This is a genomic window from Undibacterium sp. MH2W (assembly GCF_049340215.1).
Taxonomy (GTDB): domain Bacteria; phylum Pseudomonadota; class Gammaproteobacteria; order Burkholderiales; family Burkholderiaceae_D; genus Undibacterium.
Map to the genome: position 1 here is coordinate 106,548 of NZ_JBMPPA010000005.1, position 22,954 is coordinate 129,501.

Annotated in this window: 19 protein-coding genes; 11 read left to right on the top strand and 8 right to left on the bottom strand. The window is 50.2% G+C overall.

The window, feature by feature from the left end; all coding sequences use genetic code 11:
• The first annotated feature begins 295 nt into the window (after positions 1-295).
• The 7 genes from ACO0K2_RS13365 (at position 296) to prmC (ending at position 9,192) form a co-directional block, all read left to right on the top strand.
• On the top strand, positions 296-988 hold the full coding sequence (locus ACO0K2_RS13365; protein WP_423019591.1) for a response regulator transcription factor: 693 nt from the start codon (positions 296-298) through the stop codon (positions 986-988).
• A gap of 63 nt (positions 989-1,051) precedes the next feature.
• Positions 1,052-2,755 carry a FecR domain-containing protein gene (locus ACO0K2_RS13370; protein ID WP_423019593.1) on the top strand — a complete coding sequence of 568 codons (1,704 nt, stop codon included), beginning with the start codon at positions 1,052-1,054 and terminating at the stop codon, positions 2,753-2,755.
• A 7-nt stretch (positions 2,756-2,762) separates the two neighbouring features.
• Positions 2,763-5,168, top strand: a complete 2,406-nt coding sequence (locus ACO0K2_RS13375) for a CHASE2 domain-containing protein (RefSeq protein ID WP_423019595.1) — start codon at positions 2,763-2,765, stop codon at positions 5,166-5,168.
• A 101-nt stretch (positions 5,169-5,269) separates the two neighbouring features.
• Positions 5,270-6,556, top strand: a complete 1,287-nt coding sequence (gene hemA / locus ACO0K2_RS13380; protein ID WP_423019597.1) for a glutamyl-tRNA reductase — start codon at positions 5,270-5,272, stop codon at positions 6,554-6,556.
• A gap of 112 nt (positions 6,557-6,668) precedes the next feature.
• Positions 6,669-7,748, top strand: a complete 1,080-nt coding sequence (prfA, locus tag ACO0K2_RS13385; RefSeq protein ID WP_423019599.1) for a peptide chain release factor 1 — start codon at positions 6,669-6,671, stop codon at positions 7,746-7,748.
• A gap of 110 nt (positions 7,749-7,858) precedes the next feature.
• A complete protein-coding gene (locus ACO0K2_RS13390; RefSeq protein ID WP_423019601.1) occupies positions 7,859-8,359 on the top strand; it encodes a disulfide bond formation protein B in 501 nt (166 codons plus the stop codon).
• On the top strand, positions 8,359-9,192 hold the full coding sequence (gene prmC / locus ACO0K2_RS13395) for a peptide chain release factor N(5)-glutamine methyltransferase (protein WP_423019606.1): 834 nt from the start codon (positions 8,359-8,361) through the stop codon (positions 9,190-9,192). The genes ACO0K2_RS13390 and prmC overlap by 1 nt, the downstream gene beginning before the upstream one ends.
• Positions 9,193-9,266: 74 nt before the next feature.
• Here prmC and ACO0K2_RS13400 read toward each other — a convergent pair whose 3' ends face one another.
• The 8 genes from ACO0K2_RS13400 to cyoA form a co-directional block, all read right to left on the bottom strand.
• The gene (locus tag ACO0K2_RS13400; RefSeq protein WP_423019608.1) at positions 9,267-9,392 is read right to left on the bottom strand and encodes a hypothetical protein; all 126 of its coding nucleotides are present in this window, start codon (positions 9,390-9,392) and stop codon (positions 9,267-9,269) included.
• A 103-nt stretch (positions 9,393-9,495) separates the two neighbouring features.
• The gene (locus ACO0K2_RS13405; RefSeq protein ID WP_423020121.1) at positions 9,496-10,032 is read right to left on the bottom strand and encodes a response regulator transcription factor; all 537 of its coding nucleotides are present in this window, start codon (positions 10,030-10,032) and stop codon (positions 9,496-9,498) included.
• 14 nt (positions 10,033-10,046) lie between these two features.
• Positions 10,047-11,384 (bottom strand): ATP-binding protein, encoded by a 1,338-nt coding sequence (locus tag ACO0K2_RS13410; RefSeq protein ID WP_423019610.1) that lies wholly within the window; start codon positions 11,382-11,384, stop codon positions 10,047-10,049.
• An 83-nt stretch (positions 11,385-11,467) separates the two neighbouring features.
• Positions 11,468-12,298, bottom strand: coding sequence for an SURF1 family protein (locus tag ACO0K2_RS13415; RefSeq protein WP_423019612.1), 831 nt, complete (start codon positions 12,296-12,298; stop codon positions 11,468-11,470).
• A gap of 8 nt (positions 12,299-12,306) precedes the next feature.
• Positions 12,307-12,753, bottom strand: a complete 447-nt coding sequence (cyoD, locus tag ACO0K2_RS13420; RefSeq protein ID WP_423019614.1) for a cytochrome o ubiquinol oxidase subunit IV — start codon at positions 12,751-12,753, stop codon at positions 12,307-12,309.
• On the bottom strand, positions 12,750-13,385 hold the full coding sequence (gene cyoC, locus ACO0K2_RS13425) for a cytochrome o ubiquinol oxidase subunit III (protein ID WP_423019616.1): 636 nt from the start codon (positions 13,383-13,385) through the stop codon (positions 12,750-12,752). The genes cyoD and cyoC overlap by 4 nt, the downstream gene beginning before the upstream one ends.
• On the bottom strand, positions 13,378-15,381 hold the full coding sequence (cyoB, locus tag ACO0K2_RS13430) for a cytochrome o ubiquinol oxidase subunit I (RefSeq protein ID WP_423019618.1): 2,004 nt from the start codon (positions 15,379-15,381) through the stop codon (positions 13,378-13,380). The genes cyoC and cyoB overlap by 8 nt, the downstream gene beginning before the upstream one ends.
• The gene (gene cyoA / locus ACO0K2_RS13435) at positions 15,381-16,406 is read right to left on the bottom strand and encodes a ubiquinol oxidase subunit II (protein WP_423020123.1); all 1,026 of its coding nucleotides are present in this window, start codon (positions 16,404-16,406) and stop codon (positions 15,381-15,383) included. Before cyoA ends, cyoB begins: the two co-directional genes overlap by 1 nt.
• A gap of 150 nt (positions 16,407-16,556) precedes the next feature.
• Here cyoA and ACO0K2_RS13440 point away from each other — a divergent pair, with 150 nt between their 5' ends.
• The 4 genes from ACO0K2_RS13440 to ACO0K2_RS13455 all read left to right on the top strand — a co-directional run bounded on the left by ACO0K2_RS13440 (position 16,557) and on the right by ACO0K2_RS13455 (position 22,937).
• Complete coding sequence (locus ACO0K2_RS13440; RefSeq protein ID WP_423019620.1) at positions 16,557-17,903, top strand: MFS transporter; 1,347 nt, start codon at positions 16,557-16,559, stop codon at positions 17,901-17,903.
• Between the two features lie 352 nt (positions 17,904-18,255).
• Complete coding sequence (locus ACO0K2_RS13445; RefSeq protein WP_423019622.1) at positions 18,256-20,601, top strand: Tex family protein; 2,346 nt, start codon at positions 18,256-18,258, stop codon at positions 20,599-20,601.
• A gap of 290 nt (positions 20,602-20,891) precedes the next feature.
• Complete coding sequence (gene adh / locus ACO0K2_RS13450; protein ID WP_423019624.1) at positions 20,892-22,412, top strand: aldehyde dehydrogenase; 1,521 nt, start codon at positions 20,892-20,894, stop codon at positions 22,410-22,412.
• A gap of 132 nt (positions 22,413-22,544) precedes the next feature.
• Complete coding sequence (locus ACO0K2_RS13455; protein ID WP_423019626.1) at positions 22,545-22,937, top strand: DUF779 domain-containing protein; 393 nt, start codon at positions 22,545-22,547, stop codon at positions 22,935-22,937.
• Positions 22,938-22,954 lie beyond the last annotated feature (17 nt).

The following is a 22,954-nucleotide window of genomic DNA, read 5'->3' on the forward strand; positions in this document are numbered from 1 at the left end:
CCGCTTGAAAACGTTCTAATGAGGACACAAAGCAGCTGTATTGTTGCTTATTGTCCTCATTGAACAAATAAAATCGCGGCAACACGAAAGTTGCGTTCACGCGCATGAATCTCCACCCGAAGTAAGCACCTGATAGCCAAGGATCACAGCAGTCCTGTGAAAAAGAACAACAAAAATACTTGCCAGAGTGACGATGAATAGGTTACACCTGTTCACAATCTTTAATTTTTTCAATTGCTTTCGATATAATGATAAGCATCAATTTCGAAACGCCGGACTTTAACGGTAGCTACCTATGAGAATCGCTGTACTTGACGACGATAACAACCTGCTGGAATTGGTCTGCACCATTCTGAATGCCGCCGGCCATACCTGCCATCCGTTCTTGAGCGGCAAAGAAATGCTGCACCAACTGCGCCGAGAGAGCTACGACATGCTGATTCTGGATTGGCAAGTCCCTGACTTGAACGGTACAGAGATTTTGCATTGGGTACGAGAGAAACTCTCTCCGACGCTACCAGTATTGTTTATGACGAGCCGCTCTGGTGAAGATGACATCGTTTCTGGCTTAGCGGCTGGTGCGGATGATTACATGATCAAGCCAATCCGCCGTAGCGAACTGGTGGCCCGTGTACAAGCGTTGTTGCGCCGCGCGTATCCAACGCAAACCGCATCAGAGCACTTACAGTTTGGTGCCTACAAATTTGAAACACGCGCAGGTCGTATCACGATCAACGATGAACCTGTCGAAATGACACAAAAAGAGTTCGATCTCGCACTTTTGTTATTCCGCAACCTAGGCCGTCCTTTGTCACGCGCCTACATCCTTGAAGCTGTCTGGTCACGCGATGTGGATATCCCATCACGGACAATGGACACCCATATTTCGCGTGTCCGGAGCAAACTTGAACTCCGCCCCGAAAATGGTTATCGACTTGCGCCGGTATATAGCTACGGCTACCGACTAGAACAAGTTACGCCAGAATAAAAATCACACCATCCGGGTCAGCTATCTGACCCGGATGTCATTTTCACGATAGGATTTATGCGCATGAGCACTTCTCGCCCTTCTCTCTTGCGACAATTTCAAGCCAGTTGCTTGGCTGCCATTTGTCTCGTCGCCTCGCCACTCAGCTTTGCAGAAAAAGTCACTGGCGAGCCAGGGACTGTCGTTGCTACACCACCGGACATGACCTATTTCGCGTTGCAAGGCGACACCTTGTCTGGGATTTCAAAACGTTTTACAGACAAAGCACTCAACTGGCCTACGCTGAGCAAACGTAACCATATCGCCGATGATCGTGCGATTCCGATCGGCACACCAATCCTGATTCCTTTGGATTTATTGCCGGAGGAAGATAGCGAAGCCAAAGTGCAAGCACTGGCAGGGACGCCAACTTACAAACCCCTCAACGGTACGGAAGCGCCATTGGCAATCGGTACCGTTGTCAAAGAAGGCACGCAAATTTTCACGGGTAAAAATGGCTTCGTCACGCTCGCATTCCCAGACAACTCGCGTGTTTCCATTCCTTCTAATAGCCAAATCAGCTTAAGTAAACTGCGTAAAACCAAATACACCGCCAGCCCAAGAACCGAGATTGCATTGGTCGAGGGCAAAGTGGAATCCCACGTGTCGAGCTTGCTATCCAACAAAGGACGTTTTGAGGTACGCTCACCACTCGCTGTGGCGGGCGTACGCGGTACCCATTTCCGTGTCGGCGTGACCGATGCGGGTACGGCCAATGAGGTGCTAGAAGGCGGTGTAGCCGTCAATAACCCCTCATTGAAAAAATCCGACGGCATCGTGCTGCCAGCGGGCAAAGGGAACATCATCAGCGCAACGACCGTTGGTAAAGCTATTGACCTCCTACCAGCACCAACATTACCGTCTGAGTATTTATTGCAGGTGCGTCCGACAATCCAGTTTCTGGTCGATAAAAATAGCAATGCCGTGGGCTATCACGTCCAGATTGCGTCCGATCAGCAAGCGCTGGATGTATTGACAGAAAACACGTTCAAAGAAAACCGTTTTAAATTCGACGGCTTAGTCGACGGTCGCTATTTTGTCCGCATCGCCGCGATTGACCAGTACGGCTTAGAGGGTATTCCCTTGACGCAAGCGTTTGTCCTCAAAGCGCGGCCAGAACCTCCGTTCACCGTTCAACCAAAAAACAAAATCAGAAGCGATAAAACAGATTTCGTTTGGACCGAGGCCGCCAACGCCCTGTCGTATCATCTGCAAGTGGCAACGGACGTGACATTCAATCAGATCGTCATCGATCAAACTGACCTCAAGGACGTGCAATTCAGTTCCGATGCCCTCAAGGCTGGCCAGTATTTCTGGCGTATTGCGACGGTGGTAACACAAAAGGATGGCAAGCTGGATCAAGGACCATTCAGTGATGTTCAAGCATTCTCCAAATTACCGCCACAAACCTCAGCCACATTTGCTGACTCTGAAGGGAAAGATATTTCCTTTAATTGGGTTGCAGAACCGGGCCAGACTTTCTTGATTCAGATTGCGACTGATCCTGAATTTAAACATATGTATCTGTCACGGGAAACCAGCGATACAGGTTTAAAAATCCCACGCCCTGGTGCGGGACAATACTATATTCGTGTTCGTGCCACGGATCCGGATGGTTACGTCGGTGCATTCTCGTCCACCCAAAAAATCACCATTAAAGCGCGTTGGCTTGATAACTATGGTGAAGCAATCGGCTCAGGTGCAGGCACTGTGGGCACTGGATTTTGATGTGTAAATGATGACTAAAAATGAGATGCCGGTAAAGCGCATTGCCCTGCGCGAGTGGTTCATTCTGAGTTGTTTACTGCTTGTTTTAACGGCATCTCTGGCTTTCACAGACGCCTTGAACCGCATTGATCTGGTGTTTTATGACCATATGATGCAGCTCAATTCGGCCGATGTACGAAATGACATCCTGATTGTTGCAATCGATGATGTTAGCCTCAACGAATTGGGTAAATGGCCGTGGCCCCGCCAGCGGCATGCGGAACTACTCAAAAAAATCAATGCCGCAGCCCCACTTGCCGTCGGCCTTGATATTTTATTTGACGAAGAAGAAGCGCCCAATCCAGATGGTTCTCCGGGTGGCGACCAAGCCTTGGCGGAAGCAATCGCCCAAGGTAAGCATGTCGTACTACCATTGGTGTCGGAAAGCGCAGGTCATGGACTTGATGCCAGCCTTCCTATTCCCCAGCTCGCCAAGGTAGCGGGCCTCGGGCACATCCACATCGAGCTCGATGCGGATGGTGTAGCTCGAAGTGTATTTTTAAGGGAAGGGATACGAGGTCAATGGTGGCCACATTTCGCATTGGCCCTGAAGGATAGCGCTCAACAAATCGTACCTGGCACAGAAAAATACCTCCCCGGAGAACGTCCGCCAACGCTTTTACGCGACAGCAATGCCAAATCCGATGCATGGCAACGAGACTATCAAATGCACATCCCTTTCTCGGGTGGCAATGGACATTTCCAAACCGTGCCCTACGTCTCAGTACTGCGCGGGGAAGTGCCGGCCAGTTTTCTTAAAAACAAATATATTTTAGTCGGCCCCACCGCTGTTGGTATGGCCGATTCTTTTCCCACACCGGTTTCTGGTAACGATGGATTGGTCTCTGGGGTCGAAATCAACGCCAATATTTTGGCAAGCCTCTTAGATCAACGCAGCATCCGCTTCTTGCCGCCGTTGCAGGTCATCGCCTACAACTTGCTCGTACTGATGATGGCCTTGGCGGCTTATCACTTGCTCTCTCCAAGAAAAGCCCTCATCACCACTGGCGTCTTGTTTGTGGGCGCGATTGCAGGTAGCTTTCTGATGATGCGCTTTGCTGGTTGGTGGCTACCCACCTCACCGGTCCTGTGTGCGTTAATCATCGCCTATCCCATTTGGAGTTGGCGCCGCTTAGAAGCTGCCATTCAGTATCTGGGGGAAGAGTTCACGCTTCTGGAGCAAGAGCCGCATCTTTTACCGGAATTTGTCGATGAAGATGATAATCCCACCCCAACATTCACCGACACGTTGGAAAACAGCATCAACGCCATGCGCCTTGCCGCCAATCGCGTACGAGATTTACGTCAGTTTGTGAGCGATAGCCTCGCAAGCTTGCCGGATGCAACCTTAGTGACAACAACCGACGGAAATGTTCTGTTATCCAATCAAGTGGCACGGGCTTACTTTGCAGGATTAGGGATTCCGACGGTGAATGATGCTTTGGTACCGTATCTTTTCGCGCAGATGTCACCGCCGCAAGCAAGTGAACAAACACAGACCAACAGCTTTAGTTGGTGGGATATTCTTGACCTTGCCCACACGACCAGCATGAAACAAGGGATCGAAGTGCGCGATCCCCGGCAACAGGATGTCTTGATTAAAAGTGCCCCCTGCTACAACGCAGACAAAATCCTCGTGGGCTGGATCGTCAGCATCATCAACATCACCGCGATCCGTGCCGCCGAACGCAGCCGAGATGAAACCTTGCATTTCATTTCTCACGACATGCGCGCACCACAAGCCTCTATTTTGGCATTATTAGAAATGCAAAAGGATCCAGATACCGCCTTGCCCACCGCTGAATTTATGTCGCGGATCGAAAAAGCATCGCGGATCACATTGGGTCTGGCAGATAACTTCGTCCAACTCGCACGTGCCGAGTCGCAAGACTATCGGTTTGAAGAGGTCGATTTCCAAAACGTGCTGATCGATGCCACAGAAGAAATGTGGTCGTTAGCAAGAAGCAAACAGATCCGTATCAAAACCGTCATCCCAGACGATGAGTTTCCAGTACGGATAGACCGGTCACTGGTCACACGGGTGCTCACTAACTTGATTTCGAATGCGGTCAAGTACAGTCCTCGAGACACGACCATTACGTGCGAACTCTCAATTGAGCGAGACCTCGCCGATGCGGTCATTATTTGCAGCATCATTGACCAAGGATATGGAATTCCGCGGGCAGAACAAAATAAATTGTTTCAACGGTTTCAACGTTTTAAAACATCGGATCAGCCAAAAAATGATGGCGTCGGGCTTGGTATGGTGTTTGTGAAGGCAGTCATGGACCGTCATCATGCCAAAATTGACTTCGTAAGCGCCCCAAATGAGGGCTCTACCTTCAATCTACGTTTCCCCGCTGCACGAGTTTGAGCTAGATCAACTGACGACATACAAAAAATAATCCGCAGCACGCGCTATAATGTCGACTACTACGTAGGTATCTACAACGCATTACTAACGCACCTATTTGCATGCAACTCACTGCTGTCGGACTCAACCATACGACCGCGCCGCTTTCATTGCGCGAGAAAGTCGCCTTCTCGCCTGAGACTATCGCTCAGGCAGTGGCGGCTGCACGTTCGTGGTTCGGCAACAACAATGCGACCGCATCGCACGGTAACCCGACAGAAGCCGCCATTCTCTCCACTTGCAACCGCACAGAGTTGTATGCCGCGTGTCCCGCCAGCAATCCTGTTGATGCGACCGCCCACTTCTTAGCGGATTATCATCACTTGCCATACGCTGATTTGCGTCCGCATTTGTACACACTGCCTCAAGACAACGCAGTACGTCATGCTTTCCGCGTCGCCTCTGGTTTAGATTCGATGGTATTGGGCGAACCGCAGATCTTGGGTCAGATGAAAGATGCAGTCCGTCAGGCGGAAGCGGCTGGTGGTTTGGGTACTTATCTCCATCAGATGTTCCAACGCACCTTTGCGGTGGCGAAAGAGGTTCGCAGCACAACAGAAATTGGTGCCCATAGCGTCTCGATGGCGGCCGCAGCGGTGCGTTTGTCACAGCGCATCTTTGACAAAATTGCTGATCAGCACATTCTGTTCATTGGTGCAGGTGAAATGATTGAACTCTGTGCGACGCATTTTGCTGCACAGAACCCAAAATCGATCACGATTGCCAATCGTACATTAGAACGCGGCGAGGCATTAGCCCACCGTTTTAATGGTAAAGCGATCCGGCTTGCCGATTTGCCGCAACAATTAGCGCAATTTGACATTATCGTCTCTTGCACCGCGTCGTCCTTACCGATTATTGGGTTGGGCTTGGTTGAGCGTGTCGTGAAAGCGCGTAAGCATCGTCCGGTATTTATGGTCGATCTGGCGGTGCCTCGCGATATCGAGCCAGAAATCGCCCAATTAGATGATGTGTTTTTGTACACCGTTGACGATTTAGGTACCGTCGTACAGTCTGGTCTCGAAAATCGCCAAGCCGCGGTTGCCCAAGCAGAAGCGATTATCGAAACCCGTGTTCAATCCTTCATGCATTGGATTGATGGTCGCGCCATTGTGCCGGTCATTCAAGATTTGCACGAAAGCACCGAACAAGTCCGTATGATGGAACTCGAGCGCGCCCGCAAAATGTTGGCACGTGGCGAAGACATCGATACCGTTCTTGAGGCTTTGTCCAAAGGTATTACCGCAAAATTTTTGCACGGTCCGCAACAGGCCCTGCACCAAGCCAGTGGCGACGAGCGCGCACGTCTGGCAACCCTGCTTCCTCACTTATTCCGCACCAAGCGTTAGCGACGCCCGTCGTTACGCTGTCCGCGTCTGCGCATGATCATTGTCTGGTCATGGCGCAAAGTGGAAGGGCATTCGCCCAACCGACCATCTCTTTTTCTGAATTAAACGACGTATGAAACCATCAATGCTATCGAAGCTAGATCAACTAGCTGAGCGTCTTGACGAAGTTGGCCACTTGCTGATGCAAGAAGGCGCGACCAACGACATGGACGCCTACCGCAAGCTCAATCGTGAGCATGCAGAACTCGAACCGCTCGTCGCTTTGTACAAAAGCTATCAGCAAGCGCAGGCGGATATCGATGAAGCACAGCACATGCTGAGCGATCCCGAAATGAAGGCCTTCGCGCAAGATGAAATCGACGCTGCAAAAGCCACCATGCAAACACTCGAAGGTGATTTGCAAAAGATGCTCTTACCGAAAGATCCTAACGACGAGCGTAATATTCTTCTGGAAATCCGCGCTGGCACGGGTGGCGATGAAGCGGCCCTGTTTGCTGGCGACTTACTCCGGATGTACACCCGTTTTGCAGAACGTAACCGTTGGCAAGTCGAAATGATGTCGGAGTCCGAATCAGAGCTTGGCGGATACAAAGAGGTCATTGTCCGTATCGCAGGCTTGGGGGCGTACTCAAAATTAAAATTTGAATCAGGTGGCCACCGCGTGCAGCGTGTTCCTGCAACCGAAACACAAGGTCGTATCCACACATCTGCTTGTACTGTAGCGGTAATGCCTGAGGCGGACGAGCTCGCCGACGTGGTGATTAATAATGCTGATTTACGTATCGACACCTTCCGCGCCAGCGGTGCGGGTGGTCAGCATATTAACAAAACGGATTCTGCGGTGCGTCTGACACATATCCCAACGGGCATCGTCGTCGAATGTCAGGATGGACGTAGTCAACATCAAAATAAAGCGCAAGCGATGCGCGTCTTAGCGACACGGATCATGGACGGTCAGTTACGCGAAAAACAAGCGAAAGAAGCCGCTACGCGTAAGAGCCTCATTGGCTCCGGAGACCGAAGCGAACGAATCCGCACCTATAACTATCCGCAAGGTCGTATGACGGATCACCGCATCAACCTGACGTTATACAAACTCGATTTCATCATGGATGGCGATTTGACAGAACTCAGTAATGCGCTCATCGCAGAACACCAAGCAGAATTATTAGCGGAACTTGGTGACGATTAAGCCATCCAACCAATCATGACTGATCCTGCCAGCGCTTCACGATCGCTTTTACGCATTTTTGTGAAAAAACGTGTAAGCTGGCATCCGCTCTTACATTCCGGACGAATTTCATGCAATCCTCGAAACCTGTACTCCTTGGCATCGCCGCATTTTGCATTAGTTTAATCGGTGCTGCACTTTATTTGCAGATCGTTGAACACATGCTGCCTTGTCCGCTGTGCGTGTTACAACGCTACGCTTTTATCGCCATTGCCATTTTCTGTTTGATCGGCGCCGCCATGCCACGTGGAACCCGCCGCATCAGCGTCGGACTGGCGACGGTGTCCGCGCTGTCAGGGATTGGCGTTGCAGCAAAACATTTATACGTATTGGCAAATCCTGGACTCTCATGTGGTATTGATCCGCTCGAAACGGGTTTGAATAAAATCGTTCTGGCAAGCTGGTGGCCCACTTTGTTCCGTGCAGACGGCTTGTGCGAAACACCCTATCCACCTACTTTGGGCTTATCCATTCCTGCCTGGTCGATGATCGGGTTTGTACTGGTTGGCATCACACTCGTCTTTTTGTTTTTTACCCGTGAAAAAACCGGGATGTTTGGGAAACACCGTTAATGGAAGCGTGGCAGCACGATCACCTCACCATCGCTGATGTCGAACGCGTTTCTCCGTTAGAGAAATTAGAGACGCGAATCTTGTTGATGACGGTCACCGGACTAACGCGAATTCAACTGATCACGCAGTCTGACTATCTCCTCTCCCCTGAGCAAGGTCTTGCTCTCCAAACGCTCATTCAACGCCGCCTTGATGGAGAACCCATCGCTTATCTAACGGGTGAGCGTGAGTTTTTTGGTTTGCCGTTGTTGACGTCGCCTGCTGTGCTTATCCCCCGTGCGGATACTGAACTGTTGGTGGAACTCGCGCTCAGCCACACCCCCAATCAGGCAAAGGTACTGGATATGGGAACAGGCTCAGGTGCCATCGCCATCGCCATCGCACATACCCGCCCCGACCTCCAAGTTACTGCACTCGACATCAGCGCAGATGCATTAGCCATCGCGAGAGCCAATGTTGCTCGCCATGTGCCAGATCGTGTGCGCCTGATACAGAGTGACTGGTATAGCGGTGTTGATGGCTTCGTGTTTGATACGATCGTGAGCAATCCACCCTACATCGTGAAAGACGATCCGCATCTCTCACAAGGCGACCTACGTTTTGAACCGATCAACGCATTGACAGATCATGCGGATGGTCTCAGTGCTTACCGAACCATCATTGCCAACGCGCCCCAACATCTCGTTCACGAGGGATGGTTGCTGATGGAGCACGGCTATCACCAAGCAGAAGATGTACGCGAACTGCTCTCTGGACACGGTTTTGTACACGTACAAAGCTGGCGTGATTTGGCGGGGATTGAACGGGTATCTGGCGGACAATGGGTCAAATAAAAAAAACGACTGCCAAGATCACTTGCAGTCGCTTTTTTCGGTCGTAAGAAACGTTGATCAGTTGGCCTGCTAATTTAGCGCGCACCAAGTGGAATCGATGAACCTGCCGATTTTTTGGCATCCTTCGCCGCTTTTTTCTCTTTGGGTGAGAGCAATGCCTGCTTTTTTACTTCTTTATTGGTCTTAGTTACTTTACTCATGCTATTGCTCCTGGTAGACGCCTGCGAATGCGGGTGTTACCTCAGTATAGGCGATGAAGACCTCTACGATGCATATTTAAATTCAAGACCTCCAGAGAAGGCGCTACTTCACCTGCTGCTTATTCAACTTTCTTGCCAACGTTCGGCGATGCATGCCTAATCGCCTTGCGGCTTCAGAAATATTAAAATCAACCTCCACCAACACCTCGTGAATGCGCTCCCACTCCAGTGTTTTGATCGACGTTGAACGGTTCGTTAACTCAGGCTCGGACACACCCGCCACATGGCCAAAGGCGGCTTCAATATCATCCGTGTTAGACGGTTTCGCCAAGTACTGACACGCACCCAACTTCACGGCCTCGACTGCCGTAGCGATACTAGCAAAGCCCGTCAGCACGACAATGAGCATGGTGGGGTCGTGCTTATTGAGCATCTGCACGCAAGCGAGACCCGACGCTGCACCATTGAGTTTCAAATCAACCACGGCATAGCGTGGCGAATGCTTGCTTAATAAGTCTGCCGTATCCTCAAGATTGGCAGCGTGAATGACCGTATAACCCCGCCGTTCAAAAGAACGTGCAAGTGTACGAGCGAAAGCAGTATCGTCCTCGACTATCAATAGCAGACGATTTTCCGACATCATTGTGTTTTCCCTTAAAGCATAATTGCCGAGAGTGGCAAGCCAATTTTTACTGTTGCACCGCCATCTTCGCGATTACGCGCCGACACCGATCCCCCCAATTTACGTGCGACATTGACGACAAAGAAAATACCCAGCCCACTTCCCGGGCGTCCTTTTGTCGATTGATAGGGTTGGCCCAGTTTTTCCAAAATCTCTGGTAAAAATCCGGGACCACGATCAGTCACCACAATATTGAGCGTGTTATCTTGACGCGACACGGTCAGACTGACCCATTGTGGTGAAGCCTCAAGCGCATTATCTAACACATTGCAGATCATCTGCTTTAACGCGGAATCAAACACAACAGGCACATCTTCTTCGATGTGATTTTCAAAGAGGAAGGTCGTAATAGGACGCGTCGTTTTGAAATCATCAGCGAGGTGGTTTAAGAAGGTATTCAGGGTCGTTTTCACCGACGATTCACCCCGCGCTTCTCCCGCTGACAACAAGACACTGCTCACGATACTTTTGCATCGCTGGAGCTGTCGTTGCATCTCATTGATTTCTTCCAACAACTCTGGATTTTTACTGAACTCCGGCATGCGACGCCAGTCACCAACAATTACCGATAATGTGGCTAAAGGCGTGCCTAATTCATGCGCCGCACCTGAGGCAAGCAAACCCATTTTAACGATATGCTCTTCTTCCGTTGCATGCTGCCTTAACGCGGCAAGCTGTGCGTCGCGGCTACTCAAATTGCCGTTAATGCGCGTCAAAAAGAAGACCAATAAGGCTGCATTGACTAAAAAGCAGACGATCACACCATCTTGATATAAGCCGGGCATGCTGTCTGCATGTTCGGGTGGCAAGACCAAGGGGTAATAAAAAATCGATAAACCAAAAAGACAAACGCTGGTGATAGCGACAATCAACCACGTCGACCATGCTTCAAGCAATACTGCACTCAAAATCACTTGCAACAAGTACAAAAAGGCAAAGGGATTACTGGTGCCGCCCGACAAATAAAGCTGCATCGTCAAAATGCTGACATCGACCAACAGGGCAAGGAATAATTCTTTGTTCGAGACTTTGATTTCTTCATGCCAACGCAAATGACTGGCAATATTGAACGCGATTAATGCCGCGAGTACATATGAAATCTGTAATAGCGGGAGCTTGATATCAAAAACAAGAATAGCCAAAGCAATGGTGGATACCTGCCCGAGCATCGCAATCCATCGCAACTGAATCAGCTGGAGCATATTTTTATGCCCTGCTGAACTCTCGTAGTCAGATGCCGCATACAGAACGCGTTTTTGTTGCGTCTGTATCTCGTGCTCGCGTGTCTGACGTGCCGGATTCACAGTCATTCGTGCCTCTCCCATTGATGCTTCTTCATCGGTCTGTCTACTCGCACGGCGAAATGCGCCGTGCGACGTGCTATGTTAACAGACTATCGAGAGTTGGGCTCTGTCGCTTGCAATCGCAAACGACGATCATCGCGGCGAACATAGACAAATGCAGCGATAACCATTAATGCCAAGGCGTACCACGTGACGGCATACACCAAATGATTATTATGAAAAGCAATGACCGTCAGCCCCGGCACTGGGTAATCCGTCGGTTCAACTGTAGAGGATGTCGTTGCTGGAGAAAGACGTTCCTGATCAACAAAGAATGGTGCCGCCTGTGCCACATGGTGAGACTCAGAGAGCGCCTGAATATCTCTCGAGAACCAATGTTGCGTCGATGGTTCATTGTGACGTAAAAACCCACCATTGGGTTCACTCATGCGTAACAAGCCTTGCACCGACACACTCGCCTTATCATCAGCGTCTACGGGGGCTTTTTCAGGCTGATACTGCGACGCCATACTCGTTGGAATATAGCCACGGTTGATCCAGACGGTTTCACCGTTGGGCTGCCGCAAGGGCGTCATGACCCAAAACCCACTTCCGAGCTCTGTCGATGCTTGTACAAGACTGGTCGCGCGGTAGTCATACGCCCCTTGCAATTGCACGTGACGATATTCATCCTGTGCGGCAGTCACCAACGCCCACTGCGTCGCAGAAGGAACCGCCACTGCAGGCGCATGCACGCGTTGATCGACGCGCTGTATCAAATCCAGTTTCCATTGCAAGCGTTTCACTTGCCACGTACCAAGTGCAGCGAAGCCCACAAACAACAACCCCGCGCAGATTGCAAGAAAGACTCTCACAACGCTGGAGCGGGGTTGAGAAACATCGACCGCCGCCGCGTGGGCTGCGGCAGTCGGATGGTTCATTGGCTCAATCATGACATGCCAGGCATTTTCTTCATGTCTTTTTCAACGGGTACTGCACGAATCGATTCAGGGACAGTTTCGTGGTCCATACCAGGCATCATGTTGTGATTCAAGTGATACATGACCCACAAAGAACCACTCATCATGATCACAACCACCATCGTTGTGAACAATAAAGCCAACATTGTCCAGCCGCCTTCGGATTTCGAATTCATGTGCAAGAAATAAATCATATGCACAACGATTTGCACCGCAGCCAAAGCTAACAATACAAAACCAGTGGTGCTCGACTTATCAAACACTTTACCCATCACCAACCAGAACGGAATCACTGTCAGCAATACCGCTAAAACAAAACCGGTGGCGTAGCTCTTCAGACTGCCGTGATCTGCGTGGTCGTGACCATGGTGATCATCATGGTGGCCATGGGCCGCGTGGTCGTGGTGTGCGCTCATGGCAGAACTCCCATCAAGTAGACAAAGGTAAAGACGCCAATCCAGACAACGTCAAGAAAGTGCCAGAACATCGATAAGCACATCAGACGACGGCGATTTTCGTGGGTTAATCCATGACGCTTCAATTGGAATAACAAGGTCACCAGCCACACGATACCAAAGCTGACGTGCAAGCCGTGCGTGCCAACCAAAGCAAAGAAGGACGTCAAGAAACCACTACGTTGTGGGCCTGAGCCTTCCATGATCAGGTGAACAAACTCGTACAGCTCGAAATAAATAAAGCAAGCACCTAACAAACCGGTCACTGCCAACCAGATCATTGTGTTACGCAAACGATCCTTTTGCGATTCCAGCATGGCGAAACCGTACGTAATCGATGACAACAGCAGCAATGATGTATTCAGACCAACCAAAGGCAAGTCAAAAATTTCAGCACCTGTTGGGCCGCCTGCGTAGTTGCGACCCAATACCGCGTAGGCAGCAAACAAACAAGCGAACACCAAACAGTCACTCATCAGGTATAACCAGAAACCCAACATCGTGCCGTTTTCTGGATGGTGTTCCAGAACAAAGTAGCGGGAGCCGGAAGTCGCGCCCGTCGCGTTATGAGTAGAAGTAGATGTATTAGACATGGCTAGCTAACAAACGTGTGCGTTCTGCTTCAGTACGGGCGACTTCGTCGGCCGGAATGTAGTAATCGCGGTTGTAATTAAATGTATGAGTAATGATGGCGGCCATCATCGCGATAAACGCGATACCAGCAGGCAACCACATTTGCCAGATCAATGCGAAACCAACTGCCGCACTCAGACCAGCGATAATCACGCCAGCGCCAGTGTTCTTTGGCATATGAATCGCAACGAAGCCATCGGTAGGACGCTCATACTTATTGCTCTTCATATCAGCCCATGTATCGATATCATGCACTTTTGGTGTGAAGGCAAAGTTGTAAGCAGGTGGTGGCGACGATGTCGACCATTCCAGCGTACGACCGCCCCATGGATCACCAGTGAAATCACGCAGGGATTCGCGACGCATGAAGCTCACGCCCAACTGAATCACGAAGCAAGCGATACCCAAAGCAATCAACGCTGCACCGAACGCTGCGATCTGGAACCAGATCTGCAACGATGGATCTTCGAAGTGGCTCAGACGACGAGTCACACCCATCAAACCCAGTACATACAATGGCATGAACGCGAAGTAGAAACCAATCGTCCAGAACCAGAAGGAGCATTTACCCCAGAACGCGTCGAGCTTGTAACCGAATGCTTTCGGGAACCAGAAGTTAATACCAGCAAACGTTCCAAATACGACACCACCGATAATCACGTTATGGAAGTGAGCGATCAAGAACAAACTGTTGTGCAATACAAAGTCAGCAGGAGGAACCGCCAACAACACGCCGGTCATACCACCGATAACGAAGGTCACCATAAAGCCCATCGTCCACAACATCGGTACTTCGAAGCGGATACGACCACGGTACATCGTGAACAACCAGTTGAAAATCTTCGCGCCGGTTGGGATCGAAATAATCATCGTCGTGATCCCGAAGAACGAGTTAACACTCGCACCAGAACCCATCGTGAAGAAGTGATGCAACCATACTAAGTAAGACAGGATGGTAATAACGACCGTCGCGTACACCATGGAGGTGTAACCAAACAGACGCTTGCTGCTGAATGTCGATACGATTTCAGAGAACACACCAAAAATCGGCAAGACCAGGATGTACACCTCTGGGTGACCCCAGATCCAGATCAAGTTCACGTACATCATGGAGTTACCACCCATGTCGTTCGTGAAGAAGTTCGTACCAAAAACGCGATCCAGAGACAACATCGCCAACACTGCAGTCAACACAGGGAAAGCAGCAACAATCAATACGTTAGTACACAACGCAGTCCATGTGAACACTGGCATCTTCATCATTGTCATGCCAGGTGCACGCATCTTGATGATCGTCACAATCAGGTTCACACCCGAAAGCAAGGTCCCGACACCGGCAATCTGTAATGACCAGATATAGTAATCAACCCCCACATCCGGACTACCGAGAATGCCTGACAGTGGTGGGTAAGCCAACCAGCCTGTACGTGCAAATTCACCCACAAACAAGGACGCCATCACCAATACGGCACCGAAGGTCGTCATCCAGAAGCTGAAGTTATTCAGGAACGGGAAAGCAACGTCACGTGCGCCGATCTGCATCGGTACCACGTAGTTCATCAAACCAGTCACAAATGGCATCGCCACGAAGAAAATCATGATGACGCCGTGTGCGGTAAACACTTGGTCATAGTGATGCGGTGGCAGAAAGCCGTGTGAATCACCGAATGACATTGCTTGTTGTGCACGCATCATCAATGCATCGGCAAAACCGCGCAGCAGCATCACGATACCGAGAATCATGTACATGATACCGATGCGTTTATGATCGATACTGGTGAACCAGTTGCGCCACAACACACCCCACATACGGAAGTAAGTCAGTGCGCCTAATAAAGTGATCCCGCCCAATGCAACCATGGCAAAGGTTGCCAGCAAGATCGGCTCATGGAAGGGAATTGCATCCCAGCTCAGACGGCCGAATATCAGCTTAGTCATATCAATTTGATCAAACATTATTTTTTCCCACTAGTAATTGACGGCGTGGTACATACATCAGCATCAAGAGCGCGCCCGTTACGCTGATTTTGCGCCAGCAAGGCAAGACCTTTTACTTCGCTGTTTTTTGCAGTTTTGACGTTCATATCGCTCGCCATCAACTGATCCATACACACCTGATCTTCCGCAACGCAACGATTCACGATTGCATGAAACAGATCTGCATCAACGGTACCGAAATGACGCACCGGATCTTTGATACTTGGCTGCTCTAATTGCAGATAATCAGCGCGCTTGAGTGCACGTGTGTCTGCTTTCGCTGCTGCTACCCAATTGTCAAAGTCCTGCTGGTTCATACCGTGGAACTTGAATTTCATGTCAGAGAAACCCGCACCACTGTAGTTGGCGGAGAAGCCTTCGTAGACACCTGCCTTATTGATAACTGCATGTAATGCTGTCTGCATACCTGGCATCGCATAGATCTGACCTGCCAACGCTGGGATGTAGAACGAGTTCATCACAGAAGACGCGGTAATCTTGAAGTTAACAGGGACGTCAACAGGCACAGCCAATTCGTTGACTGTTGCAATGCCTTGCTCTGGGTAAATGAATAACCATTTCCAATCCAGCGCCACAACCTCAACTTCAATCGGTTTGACGTTTGCAGGAATCGCACGATGTTCGTCCAATCGAGACAACTTTCGATATGGATCAAGTGTATGCGTGGAAATCCAGGTTATCGTACCCAAAGCGATGATGATTAACAACGGTGCGCCCCAGATCACCAACTCCAACATCGTGGAGTGATCCCAGTCGGGTTCGTAGGCAGCCTCGGTATTGCTGTGGCGATAACGCCATGCAAAAAAGAGAGTGAGTGCTATCACCGGAACGATGATAATCAGCATCAATATTGTCGATACAACAATGAGCTTGCTCTGTTGTGCGGCAATATCACCAAACGGATTTAACACAATCGTGTCACATCCAGCCAACAGCGCGAAGCATAAGAGCATCAGTCCGCGCCGCAAGAGTAGGGAAATCATCATAAAAATTCCAATTTAGGCTAAGTTTTATGTTAAGGTACATCAACTGACTAGCATTAGCGATTGGACGTTTTGTCCTACCTTAGCAAAGTTATATCTGCGAGGGTTACCTGGCGTCCATCGATCAGACCATAACTACGAGAGACGACTATGCCAAGTATCAGCCACCACGGTGACCATAACACCGAATTCCCCCTCCGTTCCAACACGGGTTCGACTAAAAATACCAAAGAAGACCATTCAACGATTGCGCCGGGTGAGATTGCGATCGGCGTGGTCATTGGGCGAGCGTCAGAGTATTTTGACTTTTTCGTCTACGCAATTGCTTCTGTCTTAGTCTTCCCGTCGGTGTTTTTCCCATTTGCACCACGACTTGAAGGCACGCTGTACGCATTCACTATATTTTCTTTCGCGTTTCTTGCAAGGCCTTTTGGAACAGTCATCTTCATGACCATCCAGCACCATCTCGGTCGTGAGGCCAAATTGACGATGGCACTGGTGCTACTCGGCTTCTCAACAGCTGGTATTGCATTTTTACCTACCTATAAAAGCTTAGGTGCTACTGCGATTATCATTTTGTCAATGCTTCGAATCGGTCAGGGTGTCGCGCTCGGTGGTGCATGGGACGGCTTGCCTTCTCTTTTGGCACTTAATGCACCACAAAACAAACGCGGTTGGTACGCTATGCTGGGGCAACTCGGAGCACCGATCGGCTTTATGCTGGCGGGCACCATCTTTGCCTTCCTGATTTCCAACGTTTCAGCCGACGATTTTCTCGTCTGGGGCTGGCGCTATCCATTCTACGTGGCTTTTGCGATTAACGTTGTCGCCCTCTTTGCGCGCCTGCGTCTCGTCTCTACCAACGAGTACGCACGCCTCTTGGATGAACGTGAGCTTGAACCAACAAAAGTGACGGATTTAGTCTCGTCGCAAGGACGCAACGTACTGATTGGTGCCTTGGCAGCACTGGCGAGTTACGCTTTGTTCCATTTAGTCACCGTCTTCCCACTGTCGTGGATTACGCTGTATTCGCCACGCTCATTGAGTAGCTTCTTATATCTCCAAGTGGGCGGTGCAGCGCTGATGGCAGTGGCGGTGATTGTATCGGGTCTGATCGCTGATCGCTTTGGTCGCCGTAACACGCTGGGCACTCTGGCACTGATGATTGCGGTACTCAGCGGCTTTGTCCCGACCTTGTTGGATGGTGGAGAAAGTGGTCAAAATCTGTTCATCTTGCTGGGTTTTGTCTTACTTGGTCTCTCCTACGGCCAAGCAGCAGGTGCAGTGACCGCTAATTTCGCCGCAAAATATCGCTACACTGGCGCGGCGTTGACCTCCGATCTGGCATGGCTGGTCGGTGCTGGATTTGCACCGCTGGTGGCGCTGGGTCTGTCTTCCCACTTTGGTTTAGAGTATGTAAGTCTCTACTTACTCTCCGGTGCAGCTTGCTCGCTCGCGGCGTTGAGTCTGAACCGTGCACTAGAGATTCGAGATTAACTTGGGACTCACTCGAAACGACAGTGCAAGCATGACGAGTATGTGAATGCAAGGAAACATCGATCAACAAGGCGTGTCAGGCAATGTGTCGTTGCTTTACACGCTTTTTTTATACGCCCGTCCGACATCATTGACCTCAACTCCCCGCTACATTGCGATCAGACAAATGCTGAGTAACACGCTGCAAAAGACTATAAATATAAAAAAGACAATATCATGACGTTGACTTTCGACACGTCAACGTCATGATATTTTTATTCTCGTACCCGCACTCTCCCTCGCTGTCAAGACTGGCGCAAATACACAAATTGCGTATCATCTGCGCCTTGATTGCTTTTTATTGTCTGGATTTATGCTGCCTTCGATTGAACAAAGACTCGCCTTAGAACTCGCTGCTAAGCCAGTTCAGGTTGCTGCTGCCGTTGCCTTGCTGGATGAAGGTGCAACGGTTCCGTTTATTGCCCGTTACCGTAAAGAAGTCACCGGCGGCCTGGATGATACCCAATTGCGCTTACTGGAAGAGCGTTTGCGTTATCTGCGCGAATTGGAAGACCGTCGCGCTGCGATCGTGGCTTCGATCGAAGAACAGGGCAAGATGACCCCGGCTTTGCTCGACGTAATTACCCACGCAGAAGACAAAACACGTCTGGAAGATCTTTATCTTCCTTACAAACCTAAACGCCGTACCAAAGCGCAAATCGCCGTCGAAGCGGGCTTGTTACCACTTGCCGATGCCTTACTCGCTAATCCTTTATTAACACCAGAAACAGAAGCCGCCGCTTATATTAAGCCGGCCTTTACGACGGACAATGGGGATAATCCCGGTGTGCCAGATGCCAAAGCCGCGCTGGACGGTGCCCGTCAGATTCTGATGGAACGCTTCGCCGAAGATGCGACCCTGTTGCAATCCTTGCGTGAATATCTCAACGACCATGGCGTTGTGGAATCGAAAGTGGTTCCGGGTAAAGAAGAAGCAGGCGAGAAGTTTGCCGACTATTTCGATTATTCCGAAACACTCAGCACCATCCCATCCCACCGCGCCCTCGCCTTGTTCCGTGGTCGTCGCGAAGAGATGCTGACCGTCACCTTGCGTCTCGACAGTGAAGAAGAAAAACCAACGTGGGCATCGCCATTAAATCCTTGCGAAAGCCGCATCGCAGCTCACTTTGGCATCAGTCAAAAAGAACGTCCCGCGGACAAATGGCTGATCGATACCGTGCGCTGGGCATGGCGTGTCAAAGTCTTTATGCATCTCGATACGGAGCTCATGGGTAAATTGCGTGAGCAGTCTGAGATCGAAGCGATCAATGTGTTTGCCCGCAACCTGAAAGATTTATTGCTGGCAGCACCTGCCGGTCCACGCGCGACCATGGGTCTGGATCCTGGTTTGCGTACTGGCGTTAAAGTAGCTGTCGTCGACGCTACTGGCAAAGTCATGGAATACGCCACTATTTATCCGCACCAGCCACGTAATGACTGGGATGGCTCCTTGCACGTCTTAGCGCAACTCGCTGCAAAATATAATGTGTCGCTGATCTCGATTGGTAACGGCACCGCTTCGCGTGAAACCGATAAGCTCGCGCAGGATCTGATTAAGCTCAAACCTGAGTTAAAGCTGACCAAAATTGTGGTATCCGAAGCAGGTGCGTCGGTCTATTCCGCATCTGAATTTGCATCGAAAGAATTGCCAGACCTCGATGTCTCCATCCGTGGTGCGGTATCAATCGCTCGTCGATTGCAAGACCCGTTGGCAGAGCTGGTGAAAATTGACCCGAAATCCATCGGTGTCGGTCAATATCAGCATGATGTCAGCCAAAGCCAACTCGCTCGTTCGCTCGACGCTGTCGTCGAAGATTGCGTCAATGCGGTGGGTGTGGATGTGAATACGGCTTCAGCGCCTTTATTGGCGCGGGTATCAGGTTTGTCATCGAGTGTGGCGCAAAGCATTGTTCATTTCCGCGATGCCAAAGGGATGTTCACTTCCCGCGCTGACTTACGTTCGGTTCCCCGTCTCGGCGATAAAACCTTCGAGCAAGCAGCAGGCTTTTTGCGCATTATGAACGGTAATAATCCGCTCGATGCCTCAGCAGTTCACCCAGAATCGTATCCGGTCGTTGAAAAAATTCTGGCGGATATCAAAAAAGACGTCAAAGGCGTGATTGGTGATAGCAGCTTATTAAAATCACTGAATCCAGCGAAGTATGCCGATGAAAAATTTGGTATTCCAACCATTACTGACATCATTAAAGAATTAGAAAAGCCTGGTCGCGATCCACGTCCAGAATTCACGACTGCCACCTTCAAAGAAGGCGTCGAAGAAATCAAAGATTTGCGCCCAGACATGATTTTGGAAGGCGTCGTGACGAACGTCGCAGCATTCGGTGCGTTCGTCGATATCGGCGTCCATCAAGACGGATTGGTTCATATTTCTGCGCTCTCTCATACCTTCGTTAAAGATCCGCACACCGTTGTGAAAGCGGGTCAGGTCGTGAAGGTGAAAGTCTTGGAAGTGGATGTCAAACGCCAACGTATTGCACTGACAATGCGTCTGACCGATGCTGCGCCACAAGCTGGCAGCAAGCCAGAACAACGCGGTGATCGCAATGACGCAAAACGTCTCAATCAGCATCGCGCACAGACACAAACCGCGCCAGCAGGTAACGCGATGGCTGCCGCTTTTGCAAAACTGCGCGGCTAACATCACGCCCTGAGCGTCATGAAAAACCGGAGCAATGCCTCCGGTTTTTTTCGTCTAAGAAATACCGTAACGTCCCACTGTCCCAATTTGCAACAGTGTGTACCACCGTTCTGCTCCGACTTGTCACAGTATGTACATGGCGTTATTTGCCTCCGTGCAAAGTTCCTTCTCATTGCCCTCGTACACGCTTCACGGTGCAGCGCAACATCCACCATGGCACAGGGTTTGCTCAATAGGTCGTGTGCAACAGCACGATTAACCACCATAACGACATTACGGAGACAACCACCATGAACATGGCAGACATCAGCAAACTGGGTATCAGCAATCCTTTCAAAAACCGTTACGACAATTTTATCGGCGGCAAATTTGTGGCCCCAGTGAAAGGCGATTATTTTGCCAATATCAGCCCTGTCATTGGCAAAGCGTTTTGCGAAGTGGCACGTTCCACTGCGGAAGATATCGAGTTGGCGTTAGATGCGGCGCATGCTGCTAAAGCGGCATGGGGCACAACCTCCGCTGCCGACCGCGCCAATATTCTGAATAAAATTGCGGACCGCATGGAAGCCAATTTGAGTTTGCTAGCGACTGCTGAAACCATCGACAATGGCAAACCAATCCGCGAAACCATGGCCGCCGATATTCCACTGGCTATTGATCATTTCCGCTATTTTGCTGGCTGCATTCGTGCGCAAGAAGGTTCGGTTTCTCAAATCGATGAGACCACGTTTGCGTACCACATCCAAGAGCCTCTTGGCGTCGTCGGACAGATCATCCCATGGAATTTCCCTATCCTGATGGCGGTCTGGAAACTCGCGCCAGCATTGGCAGCCGGTAACTGTGTCGTGCTCAAACCCGCAGAGCAAACACCCGCCTCTATCATGGTCTTGATTGAGCTGATTCACGACCTGTTACCAGCGGGCGTGGTCAACGTTGTCAATGGCTTTGGCTTGGAAGCAGGTAAGCCACTCGCATCAAGCAAGCGTATTGCGAAAATCGCCTTTACCGGCGAGACCGGCACTGGCCGTCTTATCATGCAATATGCCGCGCAAAATCTGATTCCTGTCACACTCGAACTGGGCGGTAAATCACCCAATATTTTCTTTGAAGACGTCATGGACAAAGACGATGCGTTCTTTGATAAATGTCTTGAAGGCTTCGCCATGTTTGCACTCAATCAAGGTGAAGTCTGTACCTGCCCTTCCCGCGTGTTGATTCAAGAATCGATCTACGAGCGCTTCATTGAACGCGCCATTAAACGCGTTGCCGCTATCAAGCAAGGTAGCCCACTCGATGCGACAACAATGATCGGTGCACAGGCATCGCAAGAGCAATTAGAAAAAATTCTGTCCTATTTGGATATCGGCAAACAGGAAGGCGCTGAAGTATTGATCGGTGGCGCGCGCAAAGCCATGGGCGGCGATCTGGAAACAGGCTTTTATGTTCAGCCAACGATCTTTAAAGGCCACAACAAAATGCGTATCTTCCAAGAAGAAATTTTTGGACCGGTCGTATCAGTGACAACCTTCAAAGATGAGGCTGAAGCGCTCGCCATTGCGAATGACACCTTGTACGGTCTCGGTGCTGGCGTGTGGACACGGGATGGCTCACGTGCATTCCGTGTTGGTCGTGGCATTCAGGCAGGTCGGGTTTGGACGAATTGCTATCACCTGTATCCCGCACATGCTGCTTTCGGCGGCTACAAGCAATCCGGTATCGGACGTGAAAATCACAAAATGATGCTGGATCACTACCAACAAACGAAAAACTTGTTGGTGAGCTACAGTCCAAACGCGCTTGGGTTCTTCTGATCGAATAGATCGAAGAGACAACCATGCCACTGGTTTACTCGTCTGCGCGATCGCTACTGTCGCGCAGACGGGATTCCAGTGGTTCGCATGCAGCCTCATCCGAGCGTCAAATTCAACAATGAAGCCCCGACCATGACTCAACCGGTATTACACCCCGCATTACCTCGCGTCCTTGGTACACCCGAAGCCATTGCGTTTCTTCAACAATTGCAAACCAAACACGGTGCACTCTTATTTTTTCAATCCGGTGGCTGTTGCGACGGTAGCGCCCCACTATGTTACGCGCAGAATGATTTTCAGATCAGCGATCAAGACATACTCTTAGGCGAGATCAACGGGGCACCGTTTTACATGAGCCCAAAACAATTCGAATACTGGAAACATACCCAATTAATCATCGATCTCGTTGATGGCATGGGTGGTATGTTTTCTTTGGATAACGGCACAGGAAAACGCTTTTTGACGCGTTCTCGACTGTTTAGCGATGAGGAATACGCCCAGCTCGAAGCGATCAGCGCCAGCTAAACCTGACTGAATGACGG